19 protein-coding genes are annotated in these 20,716 nt (G+C 74.2%); 6 read left to right on the top strand and 13 right to left on the bottom strand.

The window, feature by feature from the left end; all coding sequences use genetic code 11:
* Window positions 1-30: 30 nt before the first annotated feature.
* Complete coding sequence (locus OG309_RS30770) at window positions 31-402, bottom strand: hypothetical protein (protein WP_329425810.1); 372 nt, start codon at window positions 400-402, stop codon at window positions 31-33.
* Window positions 403-666: 264 nt separating this feature from the next.
* On the opposite strand from OG309_RS30770, the gene OG309_RS30765 reads away from it, so the two are divergent.
* Complete coding sequence (locus OG309_RS30765) at window positions 667-1,416, top strand: GntR family transcriptional regulator (protein WP_329425808.1); 750 nt, start codon at window positions 667-669, stop codon at window positions 1,414-1,416.
* Between the two features lie 56 nt (window positions 1,417-1,472).
* Window positions 1,473-2,594, top strand: coding sequence for an adenosine deaminase (locus OG309_RS30760; RefSeq protein WP_329425806.1), 1,122 nt, complete (start codon window positions 1,473-1,475; stop codon window positions 2,592-2,594).
* Window positions 2,595-2,597: 3 nt separating this feature from the next.
* Here the strand turns inward: OG309_RS30760 and OG309_RS30755 are convergent, their stop codons facing one another.
* The 5 genes from OG309_RS30755 to OG309_RS30735 all read right to left on the bottom strand — a co-directional run bounded on the left by OG309_RS30755 (window position 2,598) and on the right by OG309_RS30735 (window position 9,709).
* A complete protein-coding gene (locus OG309_RS30755) occupies window positions 2,598-4,382 on the bottom strand; it encodes a CocE/NonD family hydrolase (protein WP_329425805.1) in 1,785 nt (594 codons plus the stop codon).
* A gap of 139 nt (window positions 4,383-4,521) precedes the next feature.
* Window positions 4,522-5,484 (bottom strand): S66 peptidase family protein, encoded by a 963-nt coding sequence (locus OG309_RS30750; RefSeq protein WP_329428625.1) that lies wholly within the window; start codon window positions 5,482-5,484, stop codon window positions 4,522-4,524.
* A gap of 11 nt (window positions 5,485-5,495) precedes the next feature.
* Window positions 5,496-7,481 (bottom strand): prolyl oligopeptidase family serine peptidase, encoded by a 1,986-nt coding sequence (locus tag OG309_RS30745; protein WP_329425803.1) that lies wholly within the window; start codon window positions 7,479-7,481, stop codon window positions 5,496-5,498.
* Window positions 7,482-7,548: 67 nt separating this feature from the next.
* Window positions 7,549-8,883, bottom strand: a complete 1,335-nt coding sequence (locus tag OG309_RS30740; RefSeq protein ID WP_329425801.1) for a M20/M25/M40 family metallo-hydrolase — start codon at window positions 8,881-8,883, stop codon at window positions 7,549-7,551.
* On the bottom strand, window positions 8,876-9,709 hold the full coding sequence (locus tag OG309_RS30735; protein WP_329425798.1) for a M55 family metallopeptidase: 834 nt from the start codon (window positions 9,707-9,709) through the stop codon (window positions 8,876-8,878). The genes OG309_RS30740 and OG309_RS30735 overlap by 8 nt, the downstream gene beginning before the upstream one ends.
* 162 nt (window positions 9,710-9,871) lie before the next feature.
* Here OG309_RS30735 and OG309_RS30730 point away from each other — a divergent pair, with 162 nt between their 5' ends.
* Window positions 9,872-11,062, top strand: coding sequence for a hypothetical protein (locus tag OG309_RS30730; protein WP_329425796.1), 1,191 nt, complete (start codon window positions 9,872-9,874; stop codon window positions 11,060-11,062).
* 54 nt (window positions 11,063-11,116) lie between these two features.
* Here OG309_RS30730 and OG309_RS30725 read toward each other — a convergent pair whose 3' ends face one another.
* Entirely contained in the window at window positions 11,117-13,585 is a 2,469-nt protein-coding gene (locus tag OG309_RS30725; RefSeq protein WP_443067602.1) for an MFS transporter, read from the bottom strand.
* A gap of 263 nt (window positions 13,586-13,848) precedes the next feature.
* Window positions 13,849-14,292 carry an SRPBCC family protein gene (locus OG309_RS30720; RefSeq protein WP_329425795.1) on the bottom strand — a complete coding sequence of 148 codons (444 nt, stop codon included), beginning with the start codon at window positions 14,290-14,292 and terminating at the stop codon, window positions 13,849-13,851.
* A 136-nt stretch (window positions 14,293-14,428) separates the two neighbouring features.
* Between OG309_RS30720 and OG309_RS30715 the strand changes: the two genes are divergently transcribed.
* From OG309_RS30715 to OG309_RS30705, 3 genes are all read left to right on the top strand, one after another.
* The gene (locus OG309_RS30715; RefSeq protein ID WP_329425793.1) at window positions 14,429-15,475 is read left to right on the top strand and encodes an Rv2578c family radical SAM protein; all 1,047 of its coding nucleotides are present in this window, start codon (window positions 14,429-14,431) and stop codon (window positions 15,473-15,475) included.
* Window positions 15,476-15,568: 93 nt separating this feature from the next.
* Window positions 15,569-17,170: an alpha/beta hydrolase gene (locus tag OG309_RS30710; protein WP_329425792.1), complete on the top strand. Its 1,602-nt coding sequence runs from the start codon at window positions 15,569-15,571 to the stop codon at window positions 17,168-17,170.
* A gap of 116 nt (window positions 17,171-17,286) precedes the next feature.
* Complete coding sequence (locus OG309_RS30705; RefSeq protein WP_329425790.1) at window positions 17,287-17,697, top strand: RidA family protein; 411 nt, start codon at window positions 17,287-17,289, stop codon at window positions 17,695-17,697.
* Between the two features lie 22 nt (window positions 17,698-17,719).
* Here the strand turns inward: OG309_RS30705 and OG309_RS30700 are convergent, their stop codons facing one another.
* Genes OG309_RS30700 through OG309_RS30680 form a run of 5 tightly spaced genes read right to left on the bottom strand, consistent with a single transcriptional unit; the run spans window position 17,720 to window position 20,622 of the window.
* Complete coding sequence (locus OG309_RS30700; RefSeq protein WP_329425789.1) at window positions 17,720-18,421, bottom strand: DUF6230 family protein; 702 nt, start codon at window positions 18,419-18,421, stop codon at window positions 17,720-17,722.
* The gene (locus tag OG309_RS30695) at window positions 18,418-19,029 is read right to left on the bottom strand and encodes a hypothetical protein (protein ID WP_329425787.1); all 612 of its coding nucleotides are present in this window, start codon (window positions 19,027-19,029) and stop codon (window positions 18,418-18,420) included. The genes OG309_RS30700 and OG309_RS30695 overlap by 4 nt, the downstream gene beginning before the upstream one ends.
* A complete protein-coding gene (locus OG309_RS30690; protein ID WP_329425785.1) occupies window positions 19,026-19,427 on the bottom strand; it encodes a DUF6114 domain-containing protein in 402 nt (133 codons plus the stop codon). Before OG309_RS30690 ends, OG309_RS30695 begins: the two co-directional genes overlap by 4 nt.
* The gene (locus OG309_RS30685) at window positions 19,421-20,182 is read right to left on the bottom strand and encodes a DUF6230 family protein (protein ID WP_329425784.1); all 762 of its coding nucleotides are present in this window, start codon (window positions 20,180-20,182) and stop codon (window positions 19,421-19,423) included. The genes OG309_RS30690 and OG309_RS30685 overlap by 7 nt, the downstream gene beginning before the upstream one ends.
* Window positions 20,179-20,622 (bottom strand): DUF6114 domain-containing protein, encoded by a 444-nt coding sequence (locus OG309_RS30680; RefSeq protein ID WP_329425782.1) that lies wholly within the window; start codon window positions 20,620-20,622, stop codon window positions 20,179-20,181. Before OG309_RS30680 ends, OG309_RS30685 begins: the two co-directional genes overlap by 4 nt.
* Window positions 20,623-20,716: the final 94 nt, after the last annotated feature.

Raw genomic sequence — 20,716 nt, 5'->3', positions numbered from 1 at the left:
CCGGGCGCACGGCACCCGGCGCGGGGCCGGTCAGCGCCGGGCGGCCGTCACCCGGGCCGGGCAGACCTCGCCCTTCTTCACCACGCCCACCACCACCCGCCCCCGCGCGCGCCGTCGGCCACCGGGCGCGGGGTGCTGCGTGCAGACGCGCCAGTTCGGCGGCCACAGCACCCGCCGGTCGCCGCCGCCCACGTCGTGGACGTCGAGCCGGGTGCGCGGGTCGAGCGAGGTGAACACCCGCCACAGCCCCTTGCCCAGGAAGTCCGGCATCGGCGACCCGTCCGCACCGGCCGCGTCCGCCGCTCCCTCCGCCTCGGCCGCCTCGGCCGCCTCGGCCGAGCTGACGGCCATCGCGGCGAGGGCGAGCACGGCCCCCGCGCCGACGATCGCCGCGCGCCTCACTTGCGCCTCCGGGCCGCCGCGTAGGAACCGCAGACCGCGCCGAGGAGCGTGGAGCGGGCCGCCCTTTCCGTGCTCGACGTCTCCCTGGAACTCATCGCCGGCCCTCTCCTCCGTCGTCCGTCCCACCAGGATGGGCCGATTCGCACCTTGGGGAGGCGGTGAACACGCCCGTCCGAGTGACTTGTCAGACAACGTCGGGCGGCTACGGTAGGAACGCAGGTGCAGAAGGACGGGCGGGCACGAGCACGAGCACGAGGAGGATCCGTGGCAGCCGGCGGACAGCAGCGGCGACCGGTCGTCGCGCTCTACGAGCGGATCGCGGACGCCATCCACGAGGGCACCTACCCGCCGGGCTCGACGCTCCCCTCCGAACCCAAGCTGGCGGGCGAGCTCGGGGTCAGCCGGCCCGCCCTGCGCGAGGCGCTGCTGCTGCTCCAGGAGGACGGGCTGCTCACCGTGCGGCGCGGCGTCGGCCGGACGGTCAACGCGCACCCGCCCCGGCGCGGCTTCGAACACCTCCAGCCACTGGAGGAACTGCTCGGCGGGGCCGGCCCGCTGCGGGTGCGGGGCCTGCTGCGCTCCACGGAGGAGCCCACCGACTTCACCACCCAGCACCTGCTCGCCCCGGCCGGGGCCGAGCTGCGGTTCTGGGAGTCCGTGCTCACCGGCGAGGCGGGCCCGGCCGCGCTGAGCCACGAGTGGGCGGCGGCCGACGAGGTCCTGGAGCGGACCCACCCGGCCTTCGCCGCGGCCCTGCGCGCGGCGCCCTCGCCGGAGCGCACCTCGATGCTGGCCGTCCTCGCCGGGGCCTCGCGCGGGGTGCAGCTCGCGGGGCACAGCGCCGTGACGGCGACCCTGCTCGGGCGCCGCAGGGGCGAGCAGCTCGGGCGCTCCGCGGACACCCCCGCCGTGCTGGTCACCCAGGTCGTACGGGTCGGGGAGACCCCGGTCCTGGCGGCCAAGCACATGCTGCCGACCGGAGCCCCGGCACTGCCGGTCCTGCAGTCGAACTGACCGGTGTCGCCGGCGTCACATCCCGGCCCGGCCGCGGTGGCGTACACTTCCCGGCCATGCACTTGTCTGACAACCCTGCCGCCCCCGCCTCCGCCCCGGTCTCCCTGGCGTCCGCCCCCACCGTCGCCGACTGGATCCGCGAGGCCCCGAAGGCCGTCCTGCACGACCACCTCGACGGCGGACTGCGCCCGGCCACGATCATCGAACTGGCCCGCGCCTGCGGCTACACCGCGCTGCCCACCGAGGACCCGGCGGAGCTCGCCGTGTGGTTCCGGGACGCCGCCGACTCCGGTTCGCTGGAGCGGTACCTGGAGACCTTCGCCCACACCTGCGCGGTGATGCAGACCCGCGAGGCCCTGGAGCGGATCGCGGCCGAGTGCGCCGAGGACCTGGCCGCGGACGGGGTCGTCTACGCCGAGATCCGGTACGCCCCCGAGCAGCACCTGGAGGGCGGGCTGACCCTCGACGAGGTGGTCGAGGCCGTGAACGAGGGCTTCCGCGAGGGCGAGCGCCGCTGCGGCGGCCGGATCACCGTCCGCACCCTGCTCACCGGCATGCGGCACACCGACCGCTCGCTGGAGATCGCCCGGCTCACGGTCGCCCACCGGGACAAGGGCGTGGCGGGCTTCGACATCGCCGGCGGCGAGATCGGCAACCCGCCGGCCCGCCACCTCCCCGCCTTCCAGCACCTGAAGCGCGAGAACTGCCACTTCACCATCCACGCGGGCGAGGCCGTCGGCGCGGAGTCGATCCACGAGGCCGTGCAGGTCTGCGGCACCGAGCGGATCGGCCACGGCGTGCGGATCACCGACGACATCGCCGAGGACGGCACGCTCGGCCGGCTCGCCTCGTACGTGCGGGACAACGGCATCGCCCTGGAGGTCTGCCCGACCTCCAACCTGCAGACCGGCGCCGCGAAGGACTACGCCTCGCACCCGATCGACGAGCTGCGCCGGCTGGGCTTCCGGATCACCCTGAACACGGACAACCGGCTGGTCTCCGGCACCACCATGAGTGAGGAGTTCCAGCACATGGCGAACACCTTCGGCTACGGCCCGGAGGTCTTCGAGGAGTTCACGGTCGCCGCCCTGGAGGCCGCGTTCCTGCCGCTGCCGGAGCGCCGTCGCCTGATCGACGAGCTGGTCCGCCCCGGGTACGCGGCCCTCGCGGCGCGCTAGTCGCTACTCGACCCGCCCCCGCACCAGGGGCAGCTCCAGCGCCCCCGCCTCCTCGGGGGCGCTGGTGACGGTCACGGGCTTGACGCCCCGGTTGCTGAAGTACGCCGTGTCGCTCGCCGCGATCACGAACTCCAGCCGGTGGCCGGTCCCGTAGCGGTGCACGATGCCGGGGAGTTCGACGGTGAAGGGCCGGGTGACGTCCGGCACGCGGACCGGGGCGACCAGCCGGTTGACCAGGGTCCGGGTGCCGTCCGGGGCGACGTCGTACAGCTTGGCGAAGAGCACCAGCTTGTCGGCGGCGTCGCCGGAGTCCTGGACGCGCTCGGTCCACGGCGAGTCGACCCGGAGCGTCGCGCGCGGCGCGCCGACGAGGTCGACGGGGGCGGTCAGCGGGGCGCTGCGCCAGCCGAGGTAGGTGCCCGCGATGTCGTACGGGGCGGGGTCGGGCAGTCCGATCAGGCCGGCGATCGAGGACTCGGAATGGCTGGTCGGCAGCGGCCAGTTGACGTACGAGCGGGAGCCGCGGGCCACCTTGGACCGGGCGTCGACCAGCTTCCCGTCGCCGGAGAGGTACAGCTTCTGGCTGAGCGCGGGCACGGTGGCGGCGGTGCCGTAGCCACTCTCCCAGTCGCGGTAGTAGGCGAAGGCGGGGCCGGTGTCGGCCGTCCGGTCGCCGCGCAGGTGCCGGTCGAACCAGCCGAGGATCCGCCGGCCGACGTAGCTGTTCTCCAGATCGCCCTGCCCGAGGTCGAGTTCTCCGGGCTTCTGGCCGCCGCTGTGGCCCCAGGACTGCCAGATCATCCGGGTCTCGACGCCCTGGCCCGCCAGTCGCTCGTAGGTGGCGCGGGCCTCGTTGAGGTTGAACAGGCTGTCGGCCTGGCCCTGGACGACGAGGGTGGGGGCCTTGACCCGGTCGAGGTAGGAGACCGGGGAGACGCCGCGGGCGAAGTCGAGCACCTTCCTGGTCTCGGCGTCCGGGTAGGAGCCGGAGTTGAGCAGCCGGACCGTGTCGCAGGCGTCGGTGACGAAGTGCAGGCAGCTCAGGGAGTTGATCCGGCTGGGGTCGAGCGAGGGCACGAGCAGCGGCTGGCCCTCGCCCATCAGGTAGAAGGCGTTGGTCCACTGCCATTTGAAGACGCCGGGGGTGGCGCGGTCGGCGCCGTTGGGGGCGAGGGAGTAGGCCAGGTCGTTCCAGGTGATGAGCGGGACGAGCGCGTCGAGCCGGGGATCGACGGAGGCGGTGGCGAGCTGGACGGCGCCGCCGTAGGAGCCGCCGATCATGCCGACGCGGGGGTCGCCCGTGCCGTCCTGGGTGACGAAGTCGGCGCGGGTGCCGTCGTCGGCGGCCCGGCCGCCGCCCAGGAAGTCGACGAGCCGTGTGGCGGCCTGGCCGTCCACGCGCGGGTCGTCCAGGGAGATCAGGCAGCCGGTCCGGCCGAAGCCGAGGCCGGAGTAGACGAGCGCGACATAGCCGCGGGAGGCGACGGCCCTGCCGATGGCGTCCGTGGTGCCGTCGTTCTTGCTCCCGCCGAAGCCGTTGGTGGCGAGGACGGCCGGGGCGCGATGGGCGGCGTCGACGCCGTCGGGCCGGTAGAGATCGGCGTCCACGGTGCAACGGCGGCCGCCCGCCTCGACGGTGAAGCTCAGCGGGGTGACCGTGTAGGTGCCGGTCCCGGCGCCCTGCGCCGGGGCGGCGAGCGCGAGGGGAGCGGCCAGCGCGGCCCCGGCCGTGAGCGTCGCGAGCAGGGTTCGGGAGCGGGGCAGGGCACGGGACACGGGGACCTCCACACCGAGGACGCACGAGGTACCCACCTGCCGGTGGGCACCGATCCGCGCCCATGGTGTGACACGCGTCACCAGGCCGTCAACGCGCCGGGCGGGGCTTGTTGACGGAGATTCAGCGAATGGCCGTGCGCCCGCGCGCCGGTCAGCGCAGGGCCGGGACCTCCAGGGTGAGCGTCCCCGCCTCCGCGTCCAGCACCGCGGGGATCCCGAACGGAACGGTCGGCGCGCTCGCCTCGTGCCCGAAGCCCATCCGCTCGACGACGGGGACCCCGAGCCCGCCCAGCCGGTCGGCGAGCACCGCGCGCACCTCCTCGTACGGGCCGCACTCCTCCCAGGACCCGAGCCCGATCCCGGCGACCCCGTCCAGCCAGCCGGAGCGCAGCAGTTGGGTGAGGATCCGGTCCAGTCGGTACGGCTCCTCCCCCACGTCCTCCAGGAGGAGCAGCCCTCCCCGGGCGGAGGGCCGGGCGTGCGGGGTGCCGAGCTCGGCCGCGAGCAGGCTGACGCAGCCGCCGAGGGTGACGCCGCGGGCCCGGCCCGGCACCAGGGCGCCGGCCGTCGCCGTGGCGAGGGTGCGCACCGACTCGGGCTCGAAGAGGGTGGCCCGCAGGGACTCGCGGGTGTGCGGGTCCTGGAGGAAGGCGGCGGCCGCCACCATGGGGCCGTGCAGGGTGGCGAGGCCGAGCCGGGTGGCGAAGGCCTCGTGGAGGGCGGTGACGTCGCTGTACCCGACGAGGACCTTGGGGTCGGCGGCCCGCATCGCCGCCCAGTCGACGAGGTCGGCCATCCGCTGGGCGCCGTACCCGCCGCGGGCGCAGAACACGGCGGAGACGTCCGGGTCGCACCAGGCCTCGGTGAGGTCGCGGGCGCGGGCCTCGTCCGCCCCGGCGAGGTAGCCGAGTCCGGGGTGGGTGTCGAGGACGTGCGGGGCCACGACCGGGTCGAGGTCCCAGCCGCGGAGGATGTCGAGGCCGGCCCGGAGGCGGTCCTCCGGGATGGGGCCGCTGGGCGCGACGACCGCCACGCGGGCGCCGGGGCGCAGCCGGGGCGGCCGGGTGAGCGCGGGCACCGGCCCGGTCGCGGGCGGGTCGGTGTGCGGCGTCATGGCGGTGGCGGTCACGTGCGGAGCTCCAGGAGGGGGACGTCCGTCCGCTCGATGCCGAAGGTCCGGACGTAGAGCGCGAGTTCGGCTTCGAGGGCGCGGATCATCGTGTCGGCCCTGCGGAAGCCGTGCCCCTCGCCCTCGAAGGCGAGGTAGGCGTGCGGGACGCCCCGGCCGGCCATCCGGGCGAGGAAGCGCTCGGCCTGCGCGGGCGGGCAGATGACGTCGTCGAGTCCCTGGAGCAGCAGGAAGGGTGCGGTGATCTTCTCGACGTGCTCCAGGGGGGAGCGCTCGCGGTACCGGTCGGGCACCTCGTCGAGGGGGCCGACCAGCGAGTGCAGGTACTGCGACTCGAAGTCGTGGGTCTCCTCGGTGCCCCAGCCGGTCAGGTCCAGGACCGGGTAGATGATCGTGCCGCAGGCGTAGACGTCGGTCTGCGCGAGGGAGGCGGCGCTGGTCCAGCCGCCCGCGCTGCCGCCGCGGATCGCGAGGCGGTCCGGGTCGGCCGTGCCCTCGTCGGCGAGCGCCCGGGCGACGGCGGCGCAGTCCTCCACGTCGACCACGCCCCACTGCTCGCGCAGCCGTTCGCGGTACTCCCGGCCGTAGCCGGTGGAGCCGCCGTAGTTGACCTCGGCGACGCCGATGCCGCGGGAGGTGAAGTAGGCGATCTCCAGGTCGAGGACGAGCGGGGAGTGCCCGGTGGGGCCGCCGTGCGCCCGGACCACGAAGGGCGGGAGCTCCGCGTCGGGCGCGGTCCGGTCGGGGCTGTGCGGCGGGTGGACGTGGGCGTGGATCTCCCGGCCGTCGGGTCCGGTGAAGACGCGGCTCCGGGGCTCGGCGTAGTACGCGGGGTCGACCGCGTCGGTGTGCGGGGCGCCGATGACCCGGGTCCGGCCGGTGCGGGTGTCCAGCTCGACGACCTCGGCGCCGCTGCGGGGGCCGGCGGCGACGCCGACGACCCGGGTGCCGTGCACGGCGAGGGTGGCGGCCCATTCGGTCCAGGGGCCGACGGCGTCGACGAGGTCGCCGCTGTCGGGGTCGAGTATGCCGAGGGCGTTGGCGCCCTTGCCGTGGACGACGGCGATCAGACCGTTCTCCAGGGGCGCGAACCAGCTCCGGCCCAGCGTCCAGAGCGGTCCGCCGAACTCCTCGGGGCGGGGGGTGAGCGCGACCGGTTCGCCGTCCGCGCCGGTGCGGTAGAGGTTCCACCAGCCGGTGCGGTCGCTGAGGTGGAGCAGCTGCCCGTCGGCGGTCCAGCCGACCTGGGGCACCGAGACTTCGGGGCCGCCGGCGACGGTGCGGGTGTCGTGGAAGGTGCCGTCGTCGGCGACCCGGGCGAGCTGCACCTCGGTGCCGTCCCACGGCATCCGGGGGTGGTCCCAGGCGATCCAGGCGGCTTGGCGGCCGTCCGGCGAGAGGCGCGGTCCGGTGACGAACCGGTGCCGCCCGTCGGAGAGCTCGCGCACCCGGCCCCGGTCGTCGGCGGCGGAGCCGTCCAGCGGCACGGCGGCGAGCACCCGGCGCACGTCGGTGGGCGCGGGCCCGGTGAACTCCTCCAGGACGCACCACACCTCGCCCCGGTCGGCGTGGACGACCGGGTCGGCCCAGCGCAGTCCCCCGCCGGTCGCCGAGACCGGGGTGAGCGGCCGGGGCCCGGCGCCCGCGGCCGCGTCCGGCTCGTAGGCGTAGAGGCGCTGGTCGGGGAAGTGGCAGAAGACGAGGAGCGGTGAGCCGTCGGCCCGCACCGTGCCGGCCCAGGGCTGTCCGCCGTACTCGATGACCCGGGTGCGCACGTTCCACGGTGGGGGCAGGACGGATTCCTCGGTTCCGTCGGGGCGGCGCCGCACCAGCGCGCGGCGGCCGCCTTCGGTGGGGCGCGGCGCGGTCCACCACACCTCGTCGCCGACGACCCCGACATGGTCGGGACGCCCGTCGTGTGCGGCGGCGAGCGCCGCGCCGATGGGTGACGGCCAGCTGCCGTAGGCGGCCGTGGTTACCATCTCGATCCCCCCTGGACGGAATGTGAGAACGGTCGGGTGTCGACACCGCGGCGGGCCGCCGCGGTGGTCAGGCGGACCGCAGGTAGCGGTCGAGGACGCGGACGCCGAAGTGGAGCGCGTCGACCGGGACGCGTTCGTCGACGCCGTGGAAGAGCGCCCCGTAGTCGAGCTCCGGGGGCAGCTTGAGCGGCGAGAAGCCGTAGCCGGTGATGCCGAGGCGGGAGAACTGCTTCGCGTCGGTGCCGCCCGACATGGAGAAGGGGACGACGTGCCCGTCCGGGTCGAAGTGCTCGACGGCCGCGCGCAGCTTGGCGAAGGTCGGCGAGTCGACCGGTGCCTGCAGGGGCACCTCGCGGTGGTGGAACTCCCAGGCGACGTCCGGGCCGGTGAGCCGGTCCATGGTCGCGACGAACTCCTTCTCGCCGCCGGGCAGCATCCGCCCGTCGACGTAGGCCACGGCGTGGCCCGGGATCACGTTCACCTTGTAGCCCGCGTCCAGCATCGTGGGATTGGCGCTGTTGCGGACGGTGGGCTCGACCAGGGCGGCGGCCGGACCCAGCTTCTTCAGGAGCAGGTCGGTGTCGAAGTCGGGAGCGTCGACGTCGACGTCGATGCCGTACACCGCGGCCAGCTCGGTGAGCGCGGCCCGCACCGTCCGGGTGAGCCGGACGGGCCAGGTGTGGGCGCCGATGCGGGCGACGGCCGCGGCGAGGCGGGTGACCGCGTTGGCCGTGTTGACCTTGGAGCCGTGGCCCGCCCGCCCGTGGGCGGTGAGCTTGATCCAGGCGGTGCCGCGCTCGCCCGCGGCGATCGGGTAGAGCGTCGTCCGCGGGTCCGGGTGGAAGCTGAAGGCGCCCGATTCGCTGATGCCCTCCGTGCAGCCCTCGAAGAGGCCGGGGTGCCGGTCGGCGAGGAAGCCGGAGCCGTCCTCGGCGCTGGCCTCCTCGTCGGCGGTGTAGGCGAGCACGATGTCGCGGCGCGGCCGGAAGCCCTCCCGGGCCCAGGAACGGACGACGGCGAGCACCATCGCGTCCATGTTCTTCATGTCGACGGCGCCGCGCCCCCATACGACGCCGTCGCGGACCTCGCCGGAGAAGGGGTGGACGGTCCAGTCGGCGGCCTCGGCCGGGACGACGTCCAGGTGCCCGTGGACCAGCAGGGCCTCGGCGGTCGGGTCGGTGCCGGGGATGCGGGCGACGACGTTGGTGCGGCCCGGGGTCCGCTCCAGCAGGGCCGGTTCGAGGCCGGCGCCGGCGAGCCGCTCCGCCACGTACTCGGCGGCGGGCCGCTCGCGGCAGTCGCCGCCGCCACGGTTGGTGGTGTCGATCCTGATCAGCTCGGAGGTGAAGGCGACCACCTCGTCGAGCGCCGTCGTGTCCGGGCCCCGGACCTCCTCAGCCATACTGCTCCTCCACTGCGGCGGAGACGATGGTCGTGACCGCCTTGAACGTGCGAATCGCCTCGTACATCGTCTCGCTGGTGTAGGCGGTCCTGCGTTCGCCACTCCGCTCGGCGCCCGGGACCACCGTGGCGGCCGCGGCCAGGTGCTCCGCGTCGAACTCCAGCTCCACCGTGAACGGCCCGCCGCTGACCGGCTCGTGCCGCACGGCCAGCGAGGCCGCGGCCTTCGCCGCCGCGCGGATCTCGGCGGCCGTCCTGGTGGGGGTGCGGCACACCGCCGCGTAGCGCGAGACGTGGTCCTTGACGGCGACCTTGTGCGCCTCCGGCGCGTACCCCAGGGCGTCGTCGCAGGTGAGGTCGTCGCCGGTGACCAGGACGACGGGGACCCCGTACTCGGCGACCACGTGCGCGTTGAGCAGGCCCTCGCTGGCGCGCACCCCGTCGAGCCAGACGCCGGTGATGGAGTTGGCGAGGTAGGTGTGGGCGAGGACGCCCTCCGACCCCGCGCCGGTGTGGTACCCGACGAAGGCGATGCCGTCGACGTCGCCGTGCTGGACGCCCTCGACCATGGAGAGCGACTTGTGGCGCCCGGTGAGCATCTCGGCCCGCTCGTCGAGCCGCTCCAGCAGCAGGTTGCGCATGCTCCAGTGCGCCTCGTTGATCAGCACCTCGTCGGCGCCGCCGTCGAAGAAACCGAGCACCGCCGCGTTCACGTCCGAGGTGAACATGGACCGGCATCTCTCCCACTGGGGAGTGCCGGGCAGCACGTCGGCGGGCCAGGTCACACCGGTGGCGCCTTCCATGTCGGCGCTGATCAGGATCTTCATGCCTGGCACCGTACGCGCCGACCGGCGGACCCGACCACCCCTGTGGAAAAGTGTCGGAGGCGTGGACCAGTGGCGGTGGTGATTCGGGCGAATCCTTTCATCTCGTACGTATAGGCTGACGGGCGCAGTTTTCTCGCCCCGCAGACCCCAGGAGACCCCTCGGTGACCACCTCGCTCGCCCCGTCCGAGACCCCCGCACCCATCGAGACCGGCATCGGGACCGAGCTCGGGACCGGCCTCGGGCCCGCCGCCGAGACCGGCATCGGGACCACCGCCGGGCCCGTCGGCGAGACCGGCACGGAGCCCGACGCCGGGACTCCCGTCGTCCTCGACACCGGCGAGTGGGTCGAGCCCGCCGCGGCGGCCGTCGCCGAGGCCGTCGTCCGGGACGCCCACGACTTCGGCGTGTACGCGCGGACGGGCGGCTGGGCGTTCGCGCTCAAGGTGGCGCGGAGCGTTCGGCCGGGCGGCCAGGCCGCCGAGGGCACGGAGAAGGTGTCGGCGAAGGCCTTCGCCGAGCTCGCCGGCTGCTCCCCCGAGCGGGTCATGCGCTACTACAAGGCCTGGGACATGGCCGCGGACGACGCCCTCGTGCCGCAGTTCGAGGCCCTGGCCCCCGGCCAGGAGGTCGAGCTGCCCGAGGCCGACGTCTGGCTCTCCTACTACTCCTCCCGCTCCAGCGCGACCTCCGTGCGCGGCCACGCGATCAGCGCGGCGGCCGAGGCCGAGGGCATCAAGCCGACCAAGGCGCTGGAGGTGGCCGAGAACCCGACCGCGCTGCGCGCGGCCATCCTCGCCGACCCCGGCACGGCCGAGGCGGCGCGCGGCGCGCTGCTCGACCGGATGAAGGAGGACCCGGCGCTGCAGACCGAGATGGCCCGGGCCATCGCCCGCACCGGCGACCTGAAGAAGGCGGTGGCGCAGGAGGCGAAGGCGGCCGACCGGATCGACTACGTCCGGCAGATCGCCGAGGGCGGGCAGATCAGGACGCCCGCGGGGCAGACCGTCGACGCCCCCGCGGAGCTGCGCGCGGAGGCCGAGCGGCACCTGTCGCTCATCGACGAGCTCGACGACTCGGAGGAGGCCGGCGAGTGGGCCGGCGAGGCCTACGACACGGTGAAGTCGCTGGTCGTCCGGGCCGTGGAGGCGGATCCGGCGCTGCGGGTGCAGGAGCGACGCACGAAGTTCTACAACAGCCTGCAGAAGGCGACGAAGGTCTTCGAGGAGCTGACGCTGGACGAGGTCCTGGAGGAGGACGTCGTCGAGGAGGACATGCTCCAGCGCCTTGAGGCGCTCCAGGAGGCGATCGGCGCCTGCATCAGCGCGATCCGCAAGGCGACCACCGCCTCCTGATCCGTACGGGGCCGGCCCGGACGACCGGGTCGGCCCTCCGCTCCCGCCGCGCGCTCAGTCCTCGTGGCCGAGCTGGAGGTCGCGCTCGGTGCGCCCCCCGCCCGCGACCTGGAGGACGGTGGCGACCGGCGGGTACCCGGCGGCGATGACCGTGTACTCGCCGGAGGACAGGTCGACGAAGCGGAAGGTCCCGTCGGGGCCGGTGGTGAGGGTGTCCACGACGTTGCCGGCGGCGTCGAGCAGGGTCACCCGGGCGTCCTCGACGGGCCGCCCGCCGCCCGCCCGCACCGTGCCGCGCAGCACCGCGCCGCCGGCCAGCTCGATGTCCTGGCGGGTCTCCCGGGAGGCCTGGACGCTCACCGGGAGGGCGGCGGGCCGGAAGGCGGGGGCGCTGGCGGCCAGGGTGTACTCGCCGGCGACCAGCTCCCCGATGACGTAGCCGCCCTCGCGCCCGCTGCGGGTGGAGGCGACGACCTCGCCGCGGACGTCGGTGAGGGTGACTGCCGCGTCCCGTACGGGGGTGCCGTCGGCGGTGACGACGGCACCGGCGAGCCGCCCGGCGCCGCCGAGGACGACGTCGAGGTCGACCGGGCGCTCCCCGACGGTGACGGAGACCGCCTGCGGCTGGTGTCCGCCGGCGGCCGCGATCAGGACGTACGCGCCGCGGCCGGGCACGCTCAGCGCGTACCGTCCGTCGTCGCCGCTCGCGCCGCGGCCGATCTGGCGGCCCTGGACGTCGATGAGCGTGAGGGCGGCGCGCGGCACGCAGCTGCCGTCGTGGTGCTGGACGGTGCCGCAGACGGGCACTCCCGCGAGCAGCGGGGCGGGGGCGCCGGTGGGGACGCCGGGCCGGGCGTGCGGGACGGCGGTGACGGGGGCGGGGGCGGGGGCCTCGGTGGCGGGGGTGTGGTGGGACACCAGCGGTTTCTCCTTGAGGAAGAAGGCGAGGACGAGGCCGAGCACGAGGACCGGCACGAGGTAGAGGAAGATCCGGGGCATCGCGTCGGCGTACGCCTGGACGAAGGCGTCGCGCAGGGCGGGCGGCAGCGTGTGGACCGCCTGCGGGGTGATCGAGTCGGCGGCGGGCAGCGCGCCGGCGCCGTCCTCGGGGAGCCGGTCGGCGAGGGCGGCGTCGAGGCGGGAGGCGAAGAGGGTGCCGAAGACCGCGGCGCCGACGCTGCCGCCGATCTGCCGGAAGTAGGTGTGGGCGCTGGTGGCGGTGCCGAGGTCGGCGGGGCGCACGGAGTTCTGCACGGCGAGCACCAGCACCGGCATGACGAGGCCGATGCCGAGGCCGAGGACGGCCTGCCAGAGGCCCTGCTGGAGGCGGGGCGTGTCGGTGTCCAGGCGGGAGAGCAGCCACATGCCGAGCGTGGCGACGGCGCCGCCGAGCACGGGATAGACCTTGTAGTGGCCGGTGCGGCTGATGAGCTGGCCGGAGACGACCGAGGCGGCGACGATGCCTCCCATCAGCGGGAGCATGAGCAGGCCGGACTCGGTGGCGGTGGCCCCCTCGACCATCTGCAGGAAGGTCGGCAGATAGCTGGCGGCGCCGAAGAGGGCGATGCCGACGACCATGCCGACGAGGCTGGTGACGGTGAAGACGGAGTCGCGGAACAGGCGCAGCGGGATGAGCGGTTCGGGGGCGAGGCGCTCGACGAGGAAGAAGAGGGCGGTGGCCACGACGGCACCGCAGCCGAGGCCGAGGATGACCCGCGAGTCCCAGGCGTGGCGGGTGCCGCCCCAACTGGTCAGCAGGACCAGGCAGGTGGAGGCGGCGGCGAGCAGCAGGGCACCGAGGACGTCGAAGCGGGCCCGGACGGCGGGCTTGGGGAGCTTGAGGACCACGGCGACGACGGCGAGGGTGACGAGCCCGAAGGGCACGTTGAAGTAGAAGCACCAGCGCCAGGAGACGTGGTCGGTGAAGAAGCCGCCGAGCAGCGGTCCGGCGACGGAGGCGAGTCCGAAGGCGGCGCCGATGAGGCCCATGTAGCGGCCGCGTTCCCGGGAGGGGACGATGTCGGCGATGATCGCCTGGACGCCGATCATCAGGCCGCCGGCCCCGGCGCCCTGGAGGGCGCGGAAGGCGATGAGCTGGTCCATGCTGCGCGACCAGCCGGCCAGTCCGGAGCCGATCACGAAGACGACGATGGCGAAGAGGAAGACGCCCTTGCGGCCGAGGAGGTCGCCCAGCTTCCCGTAGACGGGCAGGCCGATGGTGGCGGTGAGCAGGTAGGCGGTGATCGCCCAGGACATCCGGTCCAGGCCCTGGAGTTCGCCGACGATCTTCGGCAGGGCGGTGGCGACGATCATCTGCTCCAGCGCGGCGAGCAGCAGCGCGAGCATGAGGCCGCAGAAGACGAGCCGGACCCGTCGTGGGTCGAGGGCGGCCTCCGGTCCGGGCGGTGCCGCCTGGTCGGCGGGAGGGCCGTCCACGGCCAGCGGGACCGTTTCACCGCCCGCCTGGGCGGCCTGGGCGGCTTCGGTTCCTCGGGCGTGCTTCGCCAGCGTGATCGCACCCACGTGCTGCTCCCCTCGTCACGGCGTCTGCGCGCGTCATTCTTCGCATTGCGCGCGAAGCGGGAGCAAGTCGGGCGGCACGGGAGGAGGGTGGGGCGCCGGTTCCCGAACACCCCTCGGGGACGGCGCACTTGGGGCGCTCATCAGGGCGTTTACGAAACTCCCCGCGACCCCTGGGCGCGCCGGGCGCTCTCGTGGGGGTCGCGGGGAAACCACTCGAATCGGTGAGGGATCGGGGCGTTACTTCTCCGATCCGTTTCCCGAGGCTACTTCTCCACCTCGGCGGCCAGCTTGGCCAGCACGGCGTCGTAGATGCGCCCGAGGCCCTTGGGCGCGAAGGCCCTCTCGAAGAAGCCGCCGATGCCGCCGGCGCCGTTCCAGACGGTGCTGACGACGGCCTTCGAGCCGCCCTCGCCGGCCGGGGTGACGGTCCAGGTGGTGACCATGGAGGAGTTGCGGTCCTTCTCGACGAGCTGGCCGTCGGTGGGCTCGCTGACCTCCAGGAGGCAGTCGCGCACGCGCTTGCTGGTGGCCTGCAGCTTCCAGTGGACGAGGGTGCCCTGCCCGTCGCCGCCCTCGCGCACCTCGTACTCGCTGAAGTGCTCGGGGAGCAGCTTCGCGCGCGTGCCGCTGTAGTCGGCCAGGGCATCGAACACCGTTTCCGCGTCGGCGGCGATGATCCGCTCCGTCGTGGCCTCGACCTGCGCCATTGGACTTCCTCCAGCTTGATCTCTCGGGGATGTGCGCCAAGCCAACCACCTGCGCGCCGGGGCGCGAAATCCGGGTTGCGACGATCAAGGGAACATGTGTTCTATTCTGGTTCCACCCCCGCCCCGAGGAGGCGCCATGCGATGGGACCGTCTGGCCGACAGCCCTGCCACCGCCGCCACGCCCACCGCGCCCGCCGACATCGCCCTGTTCGGCGCGGACGCGGTCACCCGCACGTTCGACACGCCCGAGTTCCGCGGCATCACCTTCCACGAGGTGCGGGCCCGGTCGATCGTCAACCGGGTGCCCGGCGCCTCCCGGATGCCGTTCGAATGGACGGTCAACCCGTACCGGGGCTGTACGCACGCCTGCGTGTACTGCTTCGCCCGCAAGACCCACGCCTATCTGGACCTGGACACCGGGATCGGCTTCGACTCCCAGATCGTGGTCAAGGTCAACGCCCCCGAGCTGCTCCGCGCCCGGCTGGCCTCCCGGAGCTGGCAGGGCGCGCACATCGCGATGGGCACCAACGTGGACTGCTACCAGAGGGCCGAGGGCCGGTACCGGCTGATGCCCGGCATCATCGAGGCGCTGCGGGACCGCGCCAACCCGTTCTCCATCCTCACCAAGGGGACGCTGATCCTGCGCGACCAGGAGCTCATCCGGCAGGCCGCCGAGGTGACGGAGGTCGGCGTGTCGGTCTCCGTCGGCTTCACCGACCGCGAGCTGTGGCGCACGATCGAGCCCGGCACCCCCTCCCCCGAGCGGCGCCTCGACGTGGTCCGCGCCTTCGCCGGCCACGGCATCGACTGCGGGGTCCTGATGGCCCCGGTCGTGCCCTTCCTGGGCGACCGGCCCGAGCAGCTGCGCGACACGGTCCGCGCCATCGCCGAGGCCGGCGCCGGGTCCGTCACCCCGCTCGTGCTCCATCTGCGGCCCGGCGCCCGCGAGTGGTTCTTCGACTGGCTGCGGCACCACCATCCGGAACTGGTGGGGCGGTACGAGCGGATGTACGCGGCCGGGGCCTACGCGCCGACCTGGTACCAGCGCCGGATCACCCGTCAGGTGCACGAACTCGCCGCCGAGTTCGGCATCGGGCCCGCCCGCCGGGGCACCCCGCGCCGCATACCGGTACCCGACCACCACGCTCCCCCGCCGGCGGCCGAACAGCTCACCCTGCTCTGATTCGACGTACCGGAGCCGCCGGAACGTCCTCTGATCGGGTCAACTCTGGCCGGAACCGGTCCCTCCGGACCGCGTTCGGGGCACGGACGCCGTATGACACCCCGCGCAGGAACACTGATCGCCGCTGGGGCCCTGGTCGCCGGGACGGTCACCGTCCTGCCCGCGTCCGCCTCGGCCACCACCCCCGACGGGACCGCACCGGCCCCCCGCCCCACCGCCCCGCTCCGCTGGTCCGGCTGCCCCACCCAGGCGTACCCGAGGCTCCAGTGCGCCACCCTGAAGGTGCCGCTGGACCACGACCGGCCCACCGGGCGGACGATCACGCTGGCCCTCACCCGGGTCGCCCACACGGCGAAGGCCTACCAGGGGCCGCTGCTCGTCAACCCCGGCGGCCCGGGCGGCAGCGGGCGCGGGATGGCCGGGTACGTGGCCGCCTCCCTGAAGCCCGAGGTGGCGGCAGAGTACGACGTCGTCGGCTTCGACCCGCGCGGCGTGGGCAAGAGCGAGCCCGCCCTGGACTGCGAGCCGGGCCACTTCGCCCCCGTCCGCCCGGACTCCGTCCCGCGCGGCGCCGACGACGAGCGGGCCGGGGTCGAGCGCGCCCAGGCCTTCGCCAAGGCCTGCGGCGACAAGTACGCCGACGTCCTCCCGCACATCGACACCGTCTCCACCGCCCGGGACCTCGACGCCATCCGCGCGGCGCTCGGCGCGCCGAAGCTCAACTACCTCGGCTACTCCTACGGCACCTACCTGGGCGCCGTGTACGCCCGTCTGTTCCCCGAGCGGGTCCGGCGCATGGCCCTGGACTCCGTCGTCAACCCGCACGGCGTCTGGTACGAGGACAACCTCGCGCAGGACTACGCCTTCGACAGCCGGCACAAGGACTTCACCTCCTGGGTGGCCCGCAACGACGCCACGTACCGGCTCGGCACCGACCCCGAGGAGGTCGACGCGGCCTGGTACCGGATGCGCGAGGCGCTGCGCTCCGCGCCGGCCGGCGGCAAGGTCGGGCCGGGAGAACTGGAGGACACCTTCCTGCCGGGCGGCTACTACGACGGCTACTGGCCGCTGCTCGCGGGCGCTTTCGCCGCGTACGTCAACGACGCCGACCCCGCCCCGCTGGTGAAGGCGTACGAGGCCTTCGGCGCCGCGGACGCCGCCGCGGACAACGGCTACTCGGTCTACACGAGCGTCCAGTGCCGCGACGCCGCCTGGCCGCGCGACTGGAACGTCTGGCGCAAGGACAACTGGGAGGCGCACACCAAGGCGCCTTTCTCGACCTGGAACAACGCCTGGTACAACGCGCCCTGCGCGTTCTGGCCGGTCGCCTCGCTGACCCCGCCGGACGTCACCAACGACAGGCTGCCGCCGGTGCTGATCCTCCAGGCGACCGAGGACGCGGCCACCCCCTACGAGGGCGGGGTCGCCCTGCACCGGATGATGAGCGGCTCCAGCCTGGTGGTCGACCAGGGCGGCGGCAACCACGGGGTGACCCTGGCCGGCAACGCCTGCCTGGACACCCACCTCGACACGTACCTCGCCACCGGCACGGTGCCGCGCGGCGCGGCCGGGTCGGAGGCGGACGCGGTCTGCGAGACGCTCCCCGAGCCCGAGCCCGCGAAGGCCGGCGCGGGCCGCGAGGCCGCCCCGTCGGCGGGCACCGCGCTGCACGGGCTGCTCGGCCACGAGCACTGAGCGGGCCCTGAGCGGGCCCTGAGCGGGCCTTGAGCGGGTCCTGAAACGCGTCCCGAGCGGACTCGGGGCGCGGCCGCTCGGCCGGACTGTCAGTGGGGTGCGTCAGGATGTGACGCATGAGCACCCACCTGACCCATGTGTCCGCGCCGGAGGGCCTCGCCCCGAGCCCGCAGTACAGCCATGTCGTGTGGGGCACCGGCCGGTTCGTGGCGGTGTCCGGGCAGTGCGCCTTCGACGCCTCCGGCGCGGTCGTCGGCGTCGGCGACCCGGCGGCGCAGGCCCGCCAGGTCTTCGACAACCTGCGCCGCTGCCTCGCCTCGGCCGGCGCGGATTTCGAGGACGTCGTGAAGCTGACGTACTTCGTGACGGACGTGGCCCACCTGCCCGCGGTCCGCGCCGCCCGGGACGCCGCGTTCGGCGCGGCGCCGCTGCCGGCGAGCTCGGCGGTGCAGGTGAGCGCCCTGGTCCGGCCCGAACTCCTCATCGAGATCGAGGCGTTCGCGCTCATACCGGAGGACCGGGCCTGAGCGGCGGATCCGGGGACCGTGGCTACGGGGATCCCGGGGTGCCCGTCGGGTCGGCCGGTCTCGGGCAGGCGACGGCGCCGCGCCTCACCGACAGGCTCAGCCTCGGGGTGGTCAGCAGACCGGGGATCTGCATGTCCTGCGCGGTGCCGGTGATCGCGTCGAACTTGGCGTAGCGGGCCTGGATGCCGAAGCGGTGCTGCGGACTGTCCAGCGGGTTGACGACGTGGTCGCCCGAGGAGTCCTTCACGGTCTTCACGTCGGCCCCGTTGACGTTGAGGTCGACGATCCCGTCCATGTCGAGGGTGCCGGTGGCGGTCCGCAGGTCGAGGACGGTGTTCCTGGTCCGGATCTCCCAGGTCCCGGGGTCGCTGTCGCCGAGGGTCAGCAGCAGGGTGTACGTGACTCCCGCGATCTGCTGCCGCCGGCTCAGGCACAGTCCGTTGAGGACGCCGTCGGCGAAGCCCATCCGCAGGACGCGCACGGTGCCGGTGGATCCGTCGGGCCTGCCGACGGTCTGGTCGACGACGGCGGCGCCGTACTGGGTGCCGTACAGGCTGCTGGTGGTGAAGTCGACGGGCTGGTCCTGCATCCGGAGTCCGACGGCGAGCGCGCCTCGGGCCATCGCGGCCGCGAGGAACCCGGCGACGAGCAGCGCGGGCAGGGCGACGGCGAGCGAGCGGCGCCAGTGGGTGCGCCCTTCCCGGGACGCCCGGGTGCCGCTCACGGGCCGGTCACCGTGATCGTGCCGGGCAGGTGGACGGGGTTGTCGGTGCTGCCCAGGGCGGCGTGGTCGTCGGTGGTGCGGATCGCGTAGAGGGTGCCCGCGAACTCCGTGGCCCCCGCGGTGAGGGGGATGAACTGGCCGAACCAGTCGAGCAGTCCCTGCACGTTGCAGGCGATGAGCAGGACGCAGATGCGGTCGATGCGGCCCCACATCACGGTCGTCTCGGCCTTGCCCGCGCTGTCGTAGCCGCCGAGCGAGCCCTCGTCGGGCACGTCGATGGTGAGGGTGTGACCGGCCGCGCGCTGGGTCACGCTCATATGGCGCCGGATCTTCAGCTTGGTGAAGGTGTACCGGTTGGTCCGCACCTCGCTGCCGTCCGAGAGCCGGATCGTCACGTCCCACTCCACCGTGAGGGAGACGGCGAGCAGGCTGTCGATCCGCACGTCCAGCGGGTCCGGCGAGGGCAGGAACGGCACGCCCAGCGGGACGGGCGCGGCGGCCCGCGGCGCGGCGTCGCTGAACTGGGGCGGTCCGACGGCCGTGCCGACGGCGGCCAGGAGGACGGCGCCGACGACGAGGGCGCGACGCCAGGCCCGTATCGCGCTCATCGCGCCTCCCGCAGGGCCTTGAGGGGCCGTTTGGGGCCCCAGCCGACGAGCATCGCGCCGCCGAGGACGCCCAGCGCCATGCCGAGGAGGAAGCCGCCCAGGTTGGAGACGACGAGCGAGACGACGGCCAGGACGCTGCCGATCAGGCCGAAGGTGTAGCGCTGCCGGGGGGCCACCAGCGGGACGAGCCCGCACAGGATCATGCCGCCGCCGGTGAGGTAGCCGGCCAGCGCGCCGAAGCCGGTGCTGACGATCAGCTGGACCGAGCTGAGCGAGAAGCGGAGCACGGTCCAGCCGCCCGCCACCAGCCACACCGCGCCCCAGAACGGGCGGGTGCGCCGGAAGGCGCGGAACCAGCGGTGCGCGGCGGCGGCCCGCGCGGCGAGGGCGCTCAGCATGTCGTGGCCGTTCCGCCGACGATCCTGATGTCGAGCTGGGGCAGCACCAGCGCGCCCGCGATCTCGGCGTCGTAGGCCGTGGCGTCCAGGCCGTGCAGGTTCACCGAGCTGCCGCCCGGTCCGCCGGCCGAGCCGAGCCCGAAGCCGCCGGGGACGGCGCCGGTGAGCGGCTTGCCGCCCACGAGGACCTGGTCGGCGGACTGGCCGATCACCGCGTTCTGCAGGGTGGTGGGGCCGTACGACCTGAGCTCGGTGGCCTGGATGAAGAGGTTCGAGGCGTCGATGTCGGTGGTGAACGCGGCGGGCGGGGTCGCGGTCACCTTCTGGCCGGCCGTCAGGAGCAGCGAGTACGGCACCCCGGCGATCGACTGGTGGACGATCCCGCACAGGCCGGCGAGGCCCGCGCTGGCGAAGCCGACCCGGGCCATGCCGGTGTCGGTGGTGGTGGTGCCGTCCGCGTGCCCGACCGGTGGGGTGTTGACGACGGCACCGAAGCCGGTGCCCGAGATGCCGTTGGAGGTGAGCGAGAAGGGCTGGCCGGTGACGCTGAAGTTGGCGGCGAGGGCGCCCTGGGCCAGGGCGGCGCCGAGCGCGCCGACGGCGAGCACGGAGGGGACGAAGGCGAGGGCGCCGCGCCCCCACCGGGTGCCCCGTCGGGTGCCGTCGGCCGCCTCGGCGAGCATGGCGGCGTTCCGGTCGGCGGCCGCGCGGGCGAGGGACCGGGCGGCCTCGCGGACGCCGGGCAGGGGGCTCATGCGGCCGTGCTCCCCTCGTACGCCCGGCGGCGCCTTGAGCGCCTCGCCGGTTTCCCGGGCAGCCAGGAGAAGGCCATCGAGCCGCCGAGCACGGCGAGGAACATGCCCACGAACAGGCCGCCGAGGTTGGACAGCGGGAACGAGGCCACCCCGGCGATCACGGCGATGACGCCCGCGGTGTGCCGCTGGCCGGGCAGCAGCAGGATGAGCAGGGCCATCGCCATCAGGACGACCCCGCCGGACATCCCGGCGATGCCGCCGACGCCGATCTGCAGGATCCTGCCGAGCGGGGCCAGCGGCAGGAAGAAGATCACGAAGCCGCCGAGGCCGGTCCACAGCCCCGCCCAGAAGGGTCGGGTGCGGCGCCAGCGCCGGAAGGCGAGACGGGCCCGGTGCACGGGGGCGGGCCCGGGCGGTGCGGTTGCCGGATCAGAGGTCATGGGGTGCCTCGCAGCGGTCTGGGTCGGGGACGTACGGGGGCCGGCGGCCGGTGCGGGGCGGCCCCCTCGGGGTGGTCCGGGGCGCCGCGTCCCG

It is taken from the genome of Streptomyces sp. NBC_01268 (assembly GCF_036240795.1).
GTDB lineage: Bacteria > Actinomycetota > Actinomycetes > Streptomycetales > Streptomycetaceae > Streptomyces.
The sequence above is the reverse complement of the archived record's forward strand: the minus strand, read 5'-3'. Positions and strand labels throughout refer to the sequence as shown.